This window comes from Alkanindiges illinoisensis (assembly GCF_004377485.1).
Classification (GTDB): domain Bacteria; phylum Pseudomonadota; class Gammaproteobacteria; order Pseudomonadales; family Moraxellaceae; genus Alkanindiges; species Alkanindiges illinoisensis_A.
In genome coordinates this window covers 37925-51673 of the sequence record NZ_SNTY01000014.1, presented here as the reverse complement: position 1 = coordinate 51673, position 13749 = coordinate 37925, and the positions used below count along the sequence as shown (strand labels likewise).

At 43.4% G+C, this 13749-nt stretch carries 14 protein-coding genes; 2 read left to right on the top strand and 12 right to left on the bottom strand.

Annotated elements, in window-relative coordinates; all coding sequences use genetic code 11:
* The first annotated feature begins 20 nt into the window (after positions 1–20).
* Together E2B99_RS04195 and E2B99_RS04190 are read left to right on the top strand one after the other, a co-directional pair.
* Positions 21–980 (top strand): lipase family alpha/beta hydrolase, encoded by a 960-nt coding sequence (locus E2B99_RS04195; RefSeq protein WP_205669635.1) that lies wholly within the window; start codon positions 21–23, stop codon positions 978–980.
* Between the two features lie 167 nt (positions 981–1147).
* Positions 1148–2206 (top strand): lipase secretion chaperone, encoded by a 1059-nt coding sequence (locus E2B99_RS04190; protein WP_134243723.1) that lies wholly within the window; start codon positions 1148–1150, stop codon positions 2204–2206.
* A gap of 106 nt (positions 2207–2312) precedes the next feature.
* Here E2B99_RS04190 and rplS read toward each other — a convergent pair whose 3' ends face one another.
* From rplS to ispH, 12 genes are all read right to left on the bottom strand, one after another.
* A complete protein-coding gene (gene rplS, locus E2B99_RS04185; protein ID WP_134243722.1) occupies positions 2313–2687 on the bottom strand; it encodes a 50S ribosomal protein L19 in 375 nt (124 codons plus the stop codon).
* Positions 2688–3049: 362 nt separating this feature from the next.
* Entirely contained in the window at positions 3050–3820 is a 771-nt protein-coding gene (gene trmD / locus E2B99_RS04180) for a tRNA (guanosine(37)-N1)-methyltransferase TrmD (protein ID WP_134243721.1), read from the bottom strand.
* A gap of 62 nt (positions 3821–3882) precedes the next feature.
* Entirely contained in the window at positions 3883–4431 is a 549-nt protein-coding gene (gene rimM / locus E2B99_RS04175) for a ribosome maturation factor RimM (RefSeq protein ID WP_430981443.1), read from the bottom strand.
* 21 nt (positions 4432–4452) lie between these two features.
* Positions 4453–4710, bottom strand: a complete 258-nt coding sequence (rpsP, locus tag E2B99_RS04170; RefSeq protein WP_026472400.1) for a 30S ribosomal protein S16 — start codon at positions 4708–4710, stop codon at positions 4453–4455.
* A 135-nt stretch (positions 4711–4845) separates the two neighbouring features.
* Positions 4846–5337, bottom strand: coding sequence for a type IV pilin protein (locus tag E2B99_RS04165; RefSeq protein WP_240687726.1), 492 nt, complete (start codon positions 5335–5337; stop codon positions 4846–4848).
* Positions 5321–5854, bottom strand: a complete 534-nt coding sequence (locus E2B99_RS14980) for a prepilin-type N-terminal cleavage/methylation domain-containing protein (protein WP_134243719.1) — start codon at positions 5852–5854, stop codon at positions 5321–5323. The genes E2B99_RS04165 and E2B99_RS14980 overlap by 17 nt, the downstream gene beginning before the upstream one ends.
* Positions 5855–5856: 2 nt before the next feature.
* Complete coding sequence (locus tag E2B99_RS04155; protein ID WP_134243718.1) at positions 5857–9687, bottom strand: pilus assembly protein; 3831 nt, start codon at positions 9685–9687, stop codon at positions 5857–5859.
* A gap of 34 nt (positions 9688–9721) precedes the next feature.
* Positions 9722–10540 carry a pilus assembly PilX family protein gene (locus E2B99_RS04150; RefSeq protein WP_134243717.1) on the bottom strand — a complete coding sequence of 273 codons (819 nt, stop codon included), beginning with the start codon at positions 10538–10540 and terminating at the stop codon, positions 9722–9724.
* Positions 10533–11546 carry a PilW family protein gene (locus E2B99_RS04145; RefSeq protein ID WP_134243716.1) on the bottom strand — a complete coding sequence of 338 codons (1014 nt, stop codon included), beginning with the start codon at positions 11544–11546 and terminating at the stop codon, positions 10533–10535. Before E2B99_RS04145 ends, E2B99_RS04150 begins: the two co-directional genes overlap by 8 nt.
* The gene (gene pilV, locus E2B99_RS04140) at positions 11546–12046 is read right to left on the bottom strand and encodes a type IV pilus modification protein PilV (protein WP_134243715.1); all 501 of its coding nucleotides are present in this window, start codon (positions 12044–12046) and stop codon (positions 11546–11548) included. Before pilV ends, E2B99_RS04145 begins: the two co-directional genes overlap by 1 nt.
* A complete protein-coding gene (locus E2B99_RS04135) occupies positions 12043–12510 on the bottom strand; it encodes a pilus assembly FimT family protein (protein ID WP_240687725.1) in 468 nt (155 codons plus the stop codon). Before E2B99_RS04135 ends, pilV begins: the two co-directional genes overlap by 4 nt.
* Positions 12511–12674: 164 nt before the next feature.
* On the bottom strand, positions 12675–13628 hold the full coding sequence (ispH, locus tag E2B99_RS04130) for a 4-hydroxy-3-methylbut-2-enyl diphosphate reductase (protein ID WP_134243713.1): 954 nt from the start codon (positions 13626–13628) through the stop codon (positions 12675–12677).
* Between the last annotated feature and the right edge of the window lie 121 nt (positions 13629–13749).

Here is a 13749-nt window from a genome sequence, read left to right as displayed (position 1 = left end):
AATAATGAGGAACGGCAATGATGCTGAAAAGTAAACTAATCACCGGTCTGGTGGGCCTAACCCTGCTGGGTAGCAGCTCTGCCTTTGCCGCGATACAGACCACGCCTACCAACTCCAAGGCCACCTACGCTAAAACCAAATATCCCATTGTATTCAACCACGGTATGTTTGGCTTTACCCGGCTGGGTGTGCCTGAGTTTGGCCTGGATTATTTCTATCAGGTACTGCCTGATCTGGCCAGTAACGGTGCAACAGTCTATGCCACGCAGGTTTCCCCACTCAATAGCACTGAAGTTCGCGGCGAACAACTGGTCAAACAGGTTGAAGAAGTACTGGCAATTACTGGTGCTAAAAAAGTCAACCTGATTGGCCATAGTCATGGCGGCCCAACCACCCGGTATGCAGCAGGGGTTATGCCATCGAAGATTGCTTCAGTAACCACGGTTGCCGGGGTGAATAAAGGCTCCAAGGTTGCTGATTTACTGCTCTCCACAGGCGTTGGCGCACAAGTGGTTTCGGCCTTTGTTGAAGCCACGCTGATGCCAGTCATGAACTGGGCACAGGGCAAGCCAAACCTGCCCACCGACATGAATGCTTCGCTCAAAAGCCTGAGCACCGAAGGTTCACTGGCCTTTAACAAGCGCTTCCCGAATGGCATTCCCAGCACCGAATGTGGTCAGGGCACAGCAGTCACCAATGGCATTTATAACTATTCGTGGACAGGTAACAAGACCGTGACCAATGTGCTGGACCCGGATACCATCGTTGTTGGCCTTGCAGGACTGGCTTTTGGCTTTACAGATAACGATGGCCTGGTTGGCACCTGTAGTGCGCACTTTGGCAAGGTCATCCGTGATGACTATGCACACAACCATCTGGATGAAGTAAACCAGATTCTCGGTTTACGTGGCCTGTTCAGTCCTGATCCGGTTGAACTGTATCGCCAGCACGCCAACCGTCTGAAACTGGCAGGCCTATAACCTGCCCTGCACCCATGACATGCTTTCATCCTGTTGTTTCAGCATGTCATGGCGTGTTTCATTTATTACCTATCCGGTTGGCTCATGGTCTGTTCGTCTAGCCTTAATGGATTTGCAAACCTGCATCAGGTTTACTGATTAAATTTCCTGTTTATTAAAATCTGCAAATGAAAAAAAAATACTTTCTTGCTTCTTTGCTGGTGGTTGTGCTGGCAATTGCGGTTATCTGCCTGATCCTGTGGCTAAAACCGGACAATTCATCCACTGTGACTTCAGCTAACTCTGCCACAAATTTGTCCAATAGCATGCTTCAGGCTAAGGCCGGGTCTGATCCGATAGCGAATGAGGCCAGCAGTAATCCGACTGAAGCCGCAGAAGGCTTATCTGCTTCATTACAGGATACGGAAATTGACTGTGCGCTAGAAGCAAACCCGGCAGGCCAATTGATACTGAATGTCAACATCCGGCGCTGTTTTGAATATTTCCTCACCCAGATTGGTGAAAAATCGCTTGGCAGCATTGATCAGCAGGTCAAGCAACATATCCAGCACAATTTGCCAGCCAGCGCCGCAGCACAAGCCACTGACCTGTGGCAGCGCTACCTTAAATACCGTGAAGCTGAAGGTAAACTGCAAAACAGCGGTGCCAATACAGACCCTGATCATTTACAGCGGGTACTGGATCAACTCACTCAACTGCGTCAGCAGTATTTTAATCCAGCAGAACTCAATGCCCTGTTTGGCGATGAGATGACTTACAACCAGTACACCATTGATCGTCTAAGCATTCTGGATAATAAATCACTGAACGCAGCACAAAAAGCCCAGCAGCTCAAGCAGCGCTTTGCACAATTGCCACCAACGCTGCAAAAGAATCTGGAAGACATGAGCAAGCTGCAAGACTTACGGGCATTAACCCAGCAAATCAGGCAAAAAAATGGTAGCAAGGCTGAATTGCAGCAAATGCGTGAACAACTGGTTGGACACGAAGCAGCGGAACGGCTGGAACAGCTTGATCAATCACGTGCCAACTGGCAAAGCCGGGTACAGGATTATCTCAATCAGCGCCAGACCATTTTAGCCAGCAATCAAGCCCCAGAAGACAAACAGCGAGCCATTACTGCCCTGCGTGAACGCCAGTTCAGTGATGACGCCGAGCGCCAGCGCGCCGTGACCTATGAGCATTTTAGGGATCAAGGCACTAATATTAACGAGCTATTGCAATAAACCAAACCATTAACAGCAGCCGGGTTAAACCCATAAATAAAGTTTTTAAGGCATAAAAAAACGCACCAAATAGATGGGTGCGTTTTTTATGCGAAACAAATGCAGATTAAGCAGTTGCTTTGCGCGCTGGTAACTTCTCACGGATACGTGCAGATTTACCTGAACGGTCACGCAGGTAGTACAGCTTGGCACGGCGTACATCACCACGACGTTTCACTTCAATGTTGGCAACAATTGGAGAATGAGTCTGGAATACACGCTCAACACCAACACCGCTAGAAATTTTACGCACAGTGAATGCAGAGTTTAAACCGCGGTTTTTAATCGCAATAACTACGCCTTCAAACGCCTGTAAACGCTCACGGTCACCTTCTTTTACCTTAACCTGAACAACAACAGTGTCACCGGGTGCAAAAGCAGGGATATCGGATTTCAACTGAGCATTTTCAACAGCTTGAACTAAAGGATGCTTGCCACTCATGGTGGATACTCCTAACAATGTGGTCAACCTGAATTAAAAAAGCAGGTCTGACGCACTGGGGACAGAGGCTAAAGCGCATATCTCCCGTTATGGTTTACCTTTAAAACCATATCACTATGGATCAAAGGCGCTTTACAAATAACCGATTAATCCTCGGCTGGGGATGAAACGAGATAAAGTGAAGCATCGCTTCATCTCGTTGCAAGAAGAAAATCTAGGATTTTCTTGTGGATTAAGCCTAACACTACATTAGTCAAGCATTGCTGATGCAGCGCCACAAGAGAAAAATCAGGTTTTTCTAAAGCGATAAAGTGCGAGCAGTATTGCTGCGCAAGGACTTCATCTCGTTACAAGACAAAATCTTACGACTTTTTAACACTATCAGATAAAGCAGTGTCCACATCATCTTTTAGCCATTTCTTCTGCTGCCGTGTGAGTTGAACACTGGCAAGCAATTCCGGCCGACGTGTTTTGGTACGCTGATAGCGCTGCAAAAACCGCCATTTTTCAATATTTAAATGATGACCCGTTTTTAACACGGCCGGCACAGCAACACCATTAAATACATCAGGCTTGGTATAATGCGGGCAATCCAGCAAGCCGTCCACAAAAGAGTCCTGTTCCGCCGACTGCTGATCCGACATCACATCAGGCAACCGCCGGATCATACTGTCCAGCATTACCATGGCCGGTAGCTCGCCCCCGGTCAGCACATAATCGCCAATTGACCATTCCTGATCGACATACTGCTCAATAATGCGCTCATCAATGCCTTCATAACGGCCACACAATACAATCAGGCCATCATGTTCAACCAGCTGCTTAACCCCTGCTTCATTCAGCGTGGTTCCCTGTGGCGACATATACACCACTGGAACTTTGGAATAACCTGCGCTTACAGCCAATGCCTTGGCATGTAGTATCGCTTTTTCCAAAGGCTCAGCCAGCATCACCATGCCCGGCCCGCCACCAAAAGGACGATCATCCACACGATGATAGTTATCTGTCGTAAAATCCCGTGGATTAATGCAGCAAAACTGAACCTGATTTCGCTTAATGGCACGCCCGGTAATACCAGATTCAGTAATGGCATGAAACATATCAGGAAACAACGTAATGACTGCAAGCCACATCGCAACATTACCTTTGAGCGATTAAAAACATTATCTGAACAGCTGAATCAGGTCAGTAATGCCTAGTAATCGGCACCCCAGTTTACCCGCATTTGCCGTGCGTCCAGATCAATATCCTGTACCACATCCGCATGCCACGGAATCATGCGCTCATCAGCATCAATACTGTCTGCGGTGGCGCGTACTACCATCACATCATTGGCGCCAGTTTCAAACAATTCAGCAATCTGACCCAGATTAACCGGCTCGCCTGCGTCATTAACGCCAAGTACGGTAAGACCTACCAGATCAGCCCAGTAGTATTCATCCAGACCAGCTTTTGGCAATTGCGATTTGGAAATCCAGATATTAACGCCTGACAGCTGCTCAGCCGCATTACGGTCTGCAATGTCTTTTAATAACACCACCAGGCCTTTGCCCTGAGTACGCCAGCGCTTGACGTCAACTGTTTTCCACCCTGTGGGCGTTTCAATCCACCAGGGCAAATAATTAAACAGGTTGGCCATGGGATCTGTATTGGAATACACCCACAGCCAGCCCTGAATACCATAGGCAGCGCGCAGCTGTCCAATCTGAATGCGATCAGCAGGCGGTTGCATCAGGGTATTCACGGGTTAACAGTCTACAATCAATTAGACAGCAGGTTGCGCTTTGGCGCTTTGCGCAGCAATTGCAGCAACGCGGTCAGAAGGTTGTGCACCAGTACCAACCCAGTGATTATAACGCTCAGTATTCAAACGAATTTTTTCAGCATTACCTTGCGCAGTCGGGTTATAAAAACCAATACGCTCAATGAAACGACCATCACGGGCATTGCGGCTATCAGTGACAACGATCTGATAGAATGGACGCTTTTTTGCACCGCCACGGGCTAAACGAATTACAACCATGATACACCTTTATGATTCTTACGGATCTTCATTTTGCCCGACCACCGGACAACCCTTGGACCCCTTTCAAGAGGGCGGTATTTTACTTGATTAACGCTTAAATAGAAAGATTTTTAATCAATCAAAGGAAAATATTTATCGGTCGGTCCATTTATAACATGTGTCTGGTAATCTAGGGCTACCATCAGGATTTGTAGTAGTGGTCAACCGGGGTACGTCTGCGCCTTTATACCAACATTGAGCACCCGTATCCGTCAAAATCAGAGCACCATCATTTGTCTGACCATTTTTTGGAGTGGCTACTAAAGTCCATGAATTAGCTGTGGTTGGACTAGGAGTAAAAGCCAAACCATATAAAGCAGTACCCTGTTTTGGAGTTTCTGTACTACCGTATATATCATTTACTGTTGCGTTAGCAAATGTACCTTTACGCAGTTTATAACTTTCCATCATTTGTGCAATCTGGAGCATTTCACTTTGAGCGTCTAACCGCTTACCACGAATTACATGTTGTTTATAGCTAGGATAAGCAATAGCTGATATTACTCCTATAATAGCAACGACTATCATCACTTCTATAAGTGTGAAACCAAATGCTACTCTGTTCATTTTACCATCCTTTGCCATCTTCACAACCTGTAGAGTTTTTATTTAGGCTATAAGTCTTTGTGGGAGTTGATTCAGGTGTCATACAACGTATACCCGTAGAAGTTAACATAAAGTAGTTAGCACGCTTAAGTAAAGCACTAGAGCTTTGATTAGGTGCTGCTATCATCACCCATCCTCGACCTGCTGCGTTATCATTATCTAATGCGACTCTAGTCCCGCCTACAGGAAGCTTGCTATCAACTAAAGTGATTTGATATTTATATGTATCGGAATTTGCATCATAAGGCAGATAAAAAACACCATTACTTGCATTATACTTACTACTAAGTACAAATTTAGTAAAGCTTAGTTGTTTGCCTCGATAATTCTCTAGTTGTCCAGCGATGGCAAGCATGTCTGCTTTTGCCTGCGACTGTGCAGCACGAATGGCGTAGCGCTCATAACTAGGTATGGCAATCGCAGCTAAAATTGCAACAATAACTACTACAACCATAACTTCGATTAGAGTAAAGCCTCTTTTATCAGTGTTACTCATATTTACCACTCATACCAGCGTATAGGGCGGATAGAGCGACCTTGTGTATATTTAAACCCGGTTCCTCCGGTTAACTGAGTATTAGGGCCTGTACTACAGTTACCAATACAAGACTCACTATCTGTAGGATCAGGGGTAACAATTCGAGTGATTCTTGGATCGTCTCCTACAGGGCCAATAGGTATACCAATGATACCGATGCTGTCTTTAGCAGAATAGGCAGCACAATCCCCATAAGGCATGCACATCCGATAAATAGTACTCAGCCCTCTTACCCCACCTGTACAGCTATTAGTTGCAGCACCACTTAAAGTTGCATTTGGATCAAAAATACTAAAATATAAGTTAGCACTGAGCAGTTGTGGCTCTTCGAAAGCTTTTGCATAACCATCTGTTGCTGTACCCGTTTCAGTTGAGGTGTTAACACCTTTTAAGCTAAATGCCCAGCCTTTTTTCTGTGTCCCTGAACCTTTCACATAGTTCTTTAATGACTCAACATCAGTTGTAGAGTTTTGCTTAGTGTTAGACTTTCCTAGTACGCCTGTAGTAACTAAATCACTCTCTGTAATAATAGCGGATTGTGTAAAACCGTTGGTGTTACTAGCACTTTTGTCAGAAGATTCAAGATTATCTGCTGTAGCATCCATATCAATCAAGCCATAAACCTTATTAATAGTAGCGTCTTTTTGCAGAGGAAAACTACGGTTACCAGAACCTACGCTTACCAAAATAAAGCGATTCTGGCCTTCTTCAAAGACAGCAGTAGCAGGCCGCTCATAAAAACGCAGATTACTGTTAAGTTGTGCCAGAGTAGCTATTCGTACTGCGGAAAAGGTAGATGTATTCTGAATCGCATTATTTAAATCAATCCGGAAAACCTGACCACCCAAATCCGCTACCCAGATCGCATCGACTAAACCATCTGCATTATAATCACGTACTGCAGGTTGACCTACAATACTGTACTTCATATTGCTATTTTGCAAATTCTTACCTGCTGTTGAATCAGAACTTCCAGACCAAAGCAGGGTTCCATCATCAGCTTTTACTATATATACAGCATTGCCTTTGGTGGTTGTACTACCTGTAGGATTAGAAGTCTTATAAGTAGTTTCATAAGCTTCATCATATCCCCCACCAAAAATCAGTACCTTAGTTCTAACCTTATTGTAACGCACATAAGCGACAACTGGTTTATTCCAGATTTGGCCCATACGACTAAAGCCACTAGTCGAAGGTGTAATTCTAAACAGCAATGTAGGACTAGTAGGTGTTGAAATATTTAAGCCGTACAGAGCACTACCGCCCATCCGTAAACCGCCATACACATTCATAGTTAATGCTGTGTATGTGGTTGTAGTGGTACCACTGGATTTAGTACTAGTGGCTTTAAATGTGTTATCAGCTACCCAAGGCGCATCGACCCCATAAGCTAATGCCGAATTCAAACCAGTCGGAATAGTACCTGTTGCTTCAGTACTTGCTAGCGTTTCAGGTTGATTATCAAGTATTTCCCTTGGTACAAAAACCGATTGCTCAAGGCCACTAGCAGCATCAACAATATGCAAGCCGCCATCCATAGAACCATATACCACATACTCTGTTTTATCTCTGGTGGCACTTTCAGTAATTTGGCCGCCTGATACTGTCGAATATACTTTAGCTTGCTTGGTCACCACTAATGGTGATGAATGCACAACTCCGCCCAAAAAGCGGTAAGGATTAGCCGGTACGGGCGCCAATGTAGCGAGGTCTGCTGTATTTAAAGTAGCATCTGCTGCTGGTGGATATGTAGTTTTGTATCCCAGATAATTTAATAAGGCATAACGCTGTGCAATACTAGTCGTAGTTGTACTGGTTAGTGGCGCTGGATTGGTACTTGTAGAGGGATAATCTACTGCCAAGCTTTCTCTGCTTACACGCTTAAGGACACTATTATCAATAATGAATACACGCCGCTCACTGGTAGAATTACTGGGCTCACCTGTCACGCTTAAGCTAGATGGCACAGGAATTTTGTTTAAAGCCCCACCACTGGTGATTAAACTATGGTCTCCACCTGACTGAATAGACCAAATATCTTTAGCGGCAGAATTAATGCTTTGGTCGCTGTTATATAAACTATTTCCTCCAGTGGTGGATACGCTATCCTTAAGGGCACCATTTAATACATAGTATTTTTTTAGATTACCCAGCCATGTACGGCGACTGGTATCTGTGGTAGGTTGGATCATTGGAAAGAAACCCGTATTCATGGATTTTGTCGCATCCAATGGATCACGTGGGATAGAAATTGTTCCAATACTGGACGCTTTAAATGGTGGGGTTACCTCCGATACAAACTGCTTAATACTACTAACTACATCTTCGGAATTACTGCCCAGATAAAAACCGCCTTCACCATAACCGCTACCTTTATTACCCCAATTACATGCATTTCTAGCATCATTATTAGATGCAGCATTACAATTATAAGTTCCGTCAGCATTTTTAGGTACACCAGCTAGATCAGAACCAAATCCGACCACTGCTGTTTTAATAGGCTGACCAAAGGAGTTATTGGCAGTATCATTTAACGTTTTGGCAAAACTTGCAATACATTGCCAAGCGCCTGTTGTATCATCCGTACCGTCACTATTTTTAGGGTTAGGAAATTGTGAAGTAGTTACTGTACAACTAAAACCACTTCCCGCACTTCCTAATGAGCTTTTCATAATTGTAGAAGCTGCGCTAGGAGAAGATGAATTAGGAAAACCGTCCGTTAAAAAATAAATTCCTTGTCCATTACAACTCTTATCTGTTTGTGATAACGGAGAAATATATTTATTTGAACTATTAACAATCGTTGAGTCAGTGTAAGCATAAGGCATCCCACTATTTACATCACTGATATTAGAAGCATAAGGTAAACTTCCAGAAACAGTATAGTAATCATAATTATTGTCATTACCATATTTAGTAGCACTGCTATTTGGATTAGTGGTCGTATCGCCACCATAAGAAGCACAATCCTGATAAGCAGAACCATTGGAAGCATAAGTTACCGAAGCAGCTGGAGTACTACAGGCATTATAATATCGAGTATTAAGACGTCCAGAAGTATAAGTACGATATACAATTCTGGGCGCGTTAGTAGATCTGGTAAATGTTGCTGTGGCATTACCTAGTAAATAGGCAGCTGCCTCTGCATAAGCATGTGCTGAAGGAGTACCATTATTAGCAGATAAAAGAGCAGCTTGGGTTTTGATAGCTGTACGCTGACCTAGAGTGTTAAGTGGTTTTGCAGGAACCAGAATCTGACCTCTTCTACCATCTCCCTGAGCTGAAAAGTTACCCAATCCTATTGCTGTATCAGTTTTGATGGTTGAATCATCCATTAATTTAAATAAGGCATCCTTAAGGCGTGTCAGGCGATCATAACAGCGATACCCTGTCACAGTGCCAGTTGAATTTTTTTGTGGTTCGCATCCTGTAGTGGGATCTTTAACCTTGGCACTTGCCGCAGAGACAGTGACTGGACAGAAATATCTTTTATAAGAAGGTGAAGTACCACTGTCTACCGGGTTATTGGCAACAGTATTATAACCTGTAGAATCCGTACAAACTCCATAGTCAGTTTCAATACTCATAGAACCACTATAGGATCTAGTTTGATAACCATCTCCATAGCCCATACTCCCTGATGTATCCAGCATCAACATGATAGTTGCTGTTCCACCGGTACTGGCCTTATAAATTTCTAAATCGCTAGCATGCAAAGTTGTAGCTGTAGGAATTAGTAAGAATGGTAACCATATTGTCCGTGTTATCATATTTAACTTAAATGTTTTCATGATCTTTGTCCTTAACTACGTTCCTAACCATGATTTAGAGATTACTACTGGAGTCATCCACATTCACTACATACTCACTCACCTGGCTATTAACAGGCACCCCAAGATTACGTAAACACTGATCTACCGTTTCTACTGCCACTTTTGTAGTAGCATCTTTTAGATTATTAATCGCCGTGGCATCCATCATTCGGTCACTTAAGCAAGTCTTGATTTGATCATCATTTACACCTGCGGCCAAACTGGGAGATAGTGATGTCACAGTCACTTTAACGCGTTTTACTTCAGTATTACCTTGCTTTAAATCAATTTTTTTGGCAGATAATTGATATTTCTTAGTAGTTCCAGCCAAGTCGTCAGGTTGTGATAATGCTATTTGTGTTACTACAGCCTTACGTCCAATAGCAAACATTGTATCAATATCACAATATCCTTTGGTCTTATCACCTGATTGAGCATCACTAACTCCAGTTGCTGTATTATCTTTACGCTGTATAATTCGATAATCAGTTAAATCAAAAAAACTGGCATTGGTTAGTGTTTTAGTGGCATTTAGTTCTGAAGGTTTAAAGCAAAACTGTAACTCCCAGTCTTCATTTCCTGGTAGCAGAATCTGACCTATAGGAGTCGCATCGAGCCGCACGTTTTGGTTCAAAGCAAAATTTTTCTCAAGACTGTTTAAAGCAACATCAGAACTTTGCATTAAAATTTTCTGTATTTGACTATTGGTAGCAATCTTTAAATTCATCAAACCCTGACTCATAGCGTAAGTCCCTACAATGGTAATTAGGAGGAGCATCACTAGCACGGTAATAAGCGTTGCTCCAGTTTGTGAAACTCGGGTGCTAGTCATTGACGATTACCTCACCGTTGATACCCCCATTACGAAGCGCAATCGTAGTAATGTAAGCCTTACGCAAATAACCATCGTCAGGGGCTGTGACTGACTTATCTAGAATTGTATAGGTTTTGGCCCCATCAGCATTACCTGCTTTATCAGTTGAACGAATTAATAAACCTAAATTAATTCCTACTATAGCTGGCCGGGATGTCTTAAGTTTTTTAGGCGTAGTGGTGTCGTCCTTATCTTGTATGGAAAGACTTCGATATGTGTTTATAGGCATTGTTTGAGTACCACTTGTAGTTCTAGTTATAAGCTGAATACGCATCATATCCACATGATTAATTATCATTACTCCCCCACTACCATAATCACTTATGGCTATCCCAGTGCTTTTCCTAGTGGTTTCGTTATCTGTAAATATGGCTGAATCACAATATAGTGCAGCATCTGGTGCAGTGAGTGTTCCAGTAGTTTTAATGTAATATCTTTCAATCACATATTGACCGGGTGTATAGGTGGTGACAGTTCTAACTGGGCCAGTAACATTTTCTCCTTTGCAGTTTTGCATATCACGGGGTGCTTGATACATAATAACTAACTGGTCGCTTTTATCTCCATAAGCACTATCCTGCAGGGCATTGGTAGTTAAGTAATTGTCACCACTAATTACTGCGCTATTTACTTTCAAACCTTTTAAATTACCATCCCGTGCTGGAGTTGTACTTGCAACTGCACCGCTTAAAACGATACCACCAAATAATGTCTCATCATTCATTGCTCCAATGTTGCCATAATTAGCAAGACGTATACTTTGGCTAATATAAGAGAACCCAAAAATTCCACTATCCTGTACTGCTGCACCGGCCTGCTGCACTTTATATGCAATTTGTCCATTTATAAACAATTGCACTGCAGCTGCAACCAAAAGCAATCCTAAAACGATAGATACCATCAACTCAACTAGCGTAAATCCTGTCTGCTTAGCTTTAGTATGGGTAGTATTGAAATAACTCATCAATATACCTCCATAAGCAAACAAGTGGCCCCATCTTGATATTTGCTACCGTCGGCAACTAAACAAGGTATATTTTGAGTAGTATCGGTTGGCATAGCGCCTTTATTCGGTTCTGTTTTATCCCAAGCCGCGATTAGACAGGTTCTTGGTTGTTCAGTGGATGTCTGAGGGCATTCAATAGTGGAAACCTTCATATTTTTAGTGGTTGCTTCTTTATTAAAAAAGTACAGATCATCTTGAGCCTGATCATTAGCATTGCAAATGTTAGTAATACAATTTTTGTTAGCCGCACTCGCTAAATAATTACCTTGAGAGTTTAAACGTATTCTTTCTGCTAAACCCTGTAGTACTAATAAAGCCTCTGAACGTTTTAATGCTTCAGTAGTGGCTGCTGTGGCTCGCGCCTGTAATGCTACAAACCCTAAAATACCAATAGAAAGTATCAACATAGCTACTAATACCTCTATTAAGCCAACACCCTTCTGAAATTTATTCATCATGAACAGGTTCCGTCTGCTTTATAAATTTGAATACCTGAGCGACTTACACTTAGTGTTTTGCTAACTCTAGCTATTGGATTACAAACAACGAAATCAGTATCAGTAGTCGTATTTTTCACTGCACCTGTGTAAGTAAAAGTTAAAGTTGTCGTCGTACTAGTCAATTTATTATTTTTAGCTCTCATATTTACATCATCAGTTGAATAATCTGAGTAAGGCTGCCAATAAAAGTTATCTTTTGTATTCATGGCAGCACTATTTAAAGTTAAAGTGACATCCTTCCTAAGCAAAATCGCTTGGCTTCTAGCTTCTGACAGTGTGGTGCCTAAATCTCTAACTGCCTTATTCAATTGTTGTCTGGCTATTATTACTGTAAAAGAAGGCGCAGCAATCATGGCCAAGATGGCAACTACTGCAATCGTGACCATCAACTCAACCAGCGTAAAGCCCCGACGACTTTGCATACCCATCACCCTAGCTTGTTCAGGTTCGTCCCAAACACTTCTCTATCATCTAGATTATGCAGGTCAAGGTCATAACACAAGCAGCAGGCGACTGACGCCTCCAAAAGCATGATGAGTTACAAGTTCTAGCTATTTTTATCTTTTATATTTTTAAAAATGTGAAATCAGTCAACTTGATGGGTGGTTATCCTTAATTCACGGGGTAAGGTGAATACAATATTTTCCTCACGGCCTGCCAGCTCCTGTGGCAATGTAGCGCCCCAGGATTGCAAACGTTGAATCACTTGGCCAATCAATACTTCAGGTGCTGATGCGCCAGCTGTGACACCAATTTTACAGTCATTGAAAAACCATTCTGGATTGAGCTGATCTGCATTATCAATCAGGTAAGCCTTCTTGCCCATGCGTTCTGCCAGTTCACGCAGGCGATTTGAATTGGATGAGTTGGGTGAACCTACCACCAGCACCACATCACAGCGATTAGCAAGATCACGGACTGCATCCTGACGGTTCTGGGTGGCATAGCAAATATCGTCTTTGCGCGGCCCTTGAATATTGGGAAAGCGGGCACGCAAGGCATCAATTACACGCGCGGTATCATCCAGCGACAATGTGGTCTGGGTCACAAAAGCAATGCGCTCAGGATCACGGACTTCAAGGCGGGCAACATCCTGTTCATCTTCAACCAGATAAATAGTGCCACCAGCACTTTTATCATATTGCCCCATGGTGCCTTCCACTTCAGGATGGCCCTGATGCCCAATTAAAATGGCGTCGATACCGTCCCGGGCATAGCGAGTGACTTCAATATGCACTTTGGTTACCAGCGGACAGGTCGCATCAAACACTTTCAGGCCACGGCGGCTGGCTTCTGCCTGGACTGCCTTGGACACACCATGCGCACTAAAAATCACAATGGCATCATCCGGCACCTGATCCAGTTCCTCAACAAAAACTGCACCCCGGTTGCGCAGATCATCGACCACAAACTTGTTATGCACGACTTCATGGCGTACATAAATGGGTGGCTCGAACAGTTCCAGTGCACGGTTAACAATGGCAATGGCACGATCAACGCCAGCGCAAAAACCACGGGGATTGGCTAATAAAATGTCCATGTTATACCTTTACTGATGCACTATAACCGTTCTAAATAAGGCGGATTGGCCAGACTGCAAGTTTAAGCCAGATTATGGGCGACTGACTGTTTTTATCCAAAAATATTGGTTTGGCGCTGGT

Coding starts and splice junctions, on each gene's coding strand:
- E2B99_RS04195 (WP_205669635.1), top strand. CDS start 21: ATGCTGAAAAGTAAACTAATCACCGGTCTGGTGGGCCTAACCCTGCTG.
- E2B99_RS04190 (WP_134243723.1), top strand. CDS start 1,148: ATGAAAAAAAAATACTTTCTTGCTTCTTTGCTGGTGGTTGTGCTGGCA.
- rplS (WP_134243722.1), bottom strand. CDS start 2,687: ATGAGTGGCAAGCATCCTTTAGTTCAAGCTGTTGAAAATGCTCAGTTG.
- trmD (WP_134243721.1), bottom strand. CDS start 3,820: ATGTGGCTTGCAGTCATTACGTTGTTTCCTGATATGTTTCATGCCATT.
- rpsP (WP_026472400.1), bottom strand. CDS start 4,710: ATGGTTGTAATTCGTTTAGCCCGTGGCGGTGCAAAAAAGCGTCCATTC.
- E2B99_RS04165 (WP_240687726.1), bottom strand. CDS start 5,337: ATGGCAAAGGATGGTAAAATGAACAGAGTAGCATTTGGTTTCACACTT.
- E2B99_RS14980 (WP_134243719.1), bottom strand. CDS start 5,854: ATGAGTAACACTGATAAAAGAGGCTTTACTCTAATCGAAGTTATGGTT.
- E2B99_RS04155 (WP_134243718.1), bottom strand. CDS start 9,687: ATGAAAACATTTAAGTTAAATATGATAACACGGACAATATGGTTACCA.
- E2B99_RS04150 (WP_134243717.1), bottom strand. CDS start 10,540: ATGACTAGCACCCGAGTTTCACAAACTGGAGCAACGCTTATTACCGTG.
- E2B99_RS04145 (WP_134243716.1), bottom strand. CDS start 11,546: ATGAGTTATTTCAATACTACCCATACTAAAGCTAAGCAGACAGGATTT.
- pilV (WP_134243715.1), bottom strand. CDS start 12,046: ATGATGAATAAATTTCAGAAGGGTGTTGGCTTAATAGAGGTATTAGTA.
- E2B99_RS04135 (WP_240687725.1), bottom strand. CDS start 12,510: ATGCAAAGTCGTCGGGGCTTTACGCTGGTTGAGTTGATGGTCACGATT.
- ispH (WP_134243713.1), bottom strand. CDS start 13,628: ATGGACATTTTATTAGCCAATCCCCGTGGTTTTTGCGCTGGCGTTGAT.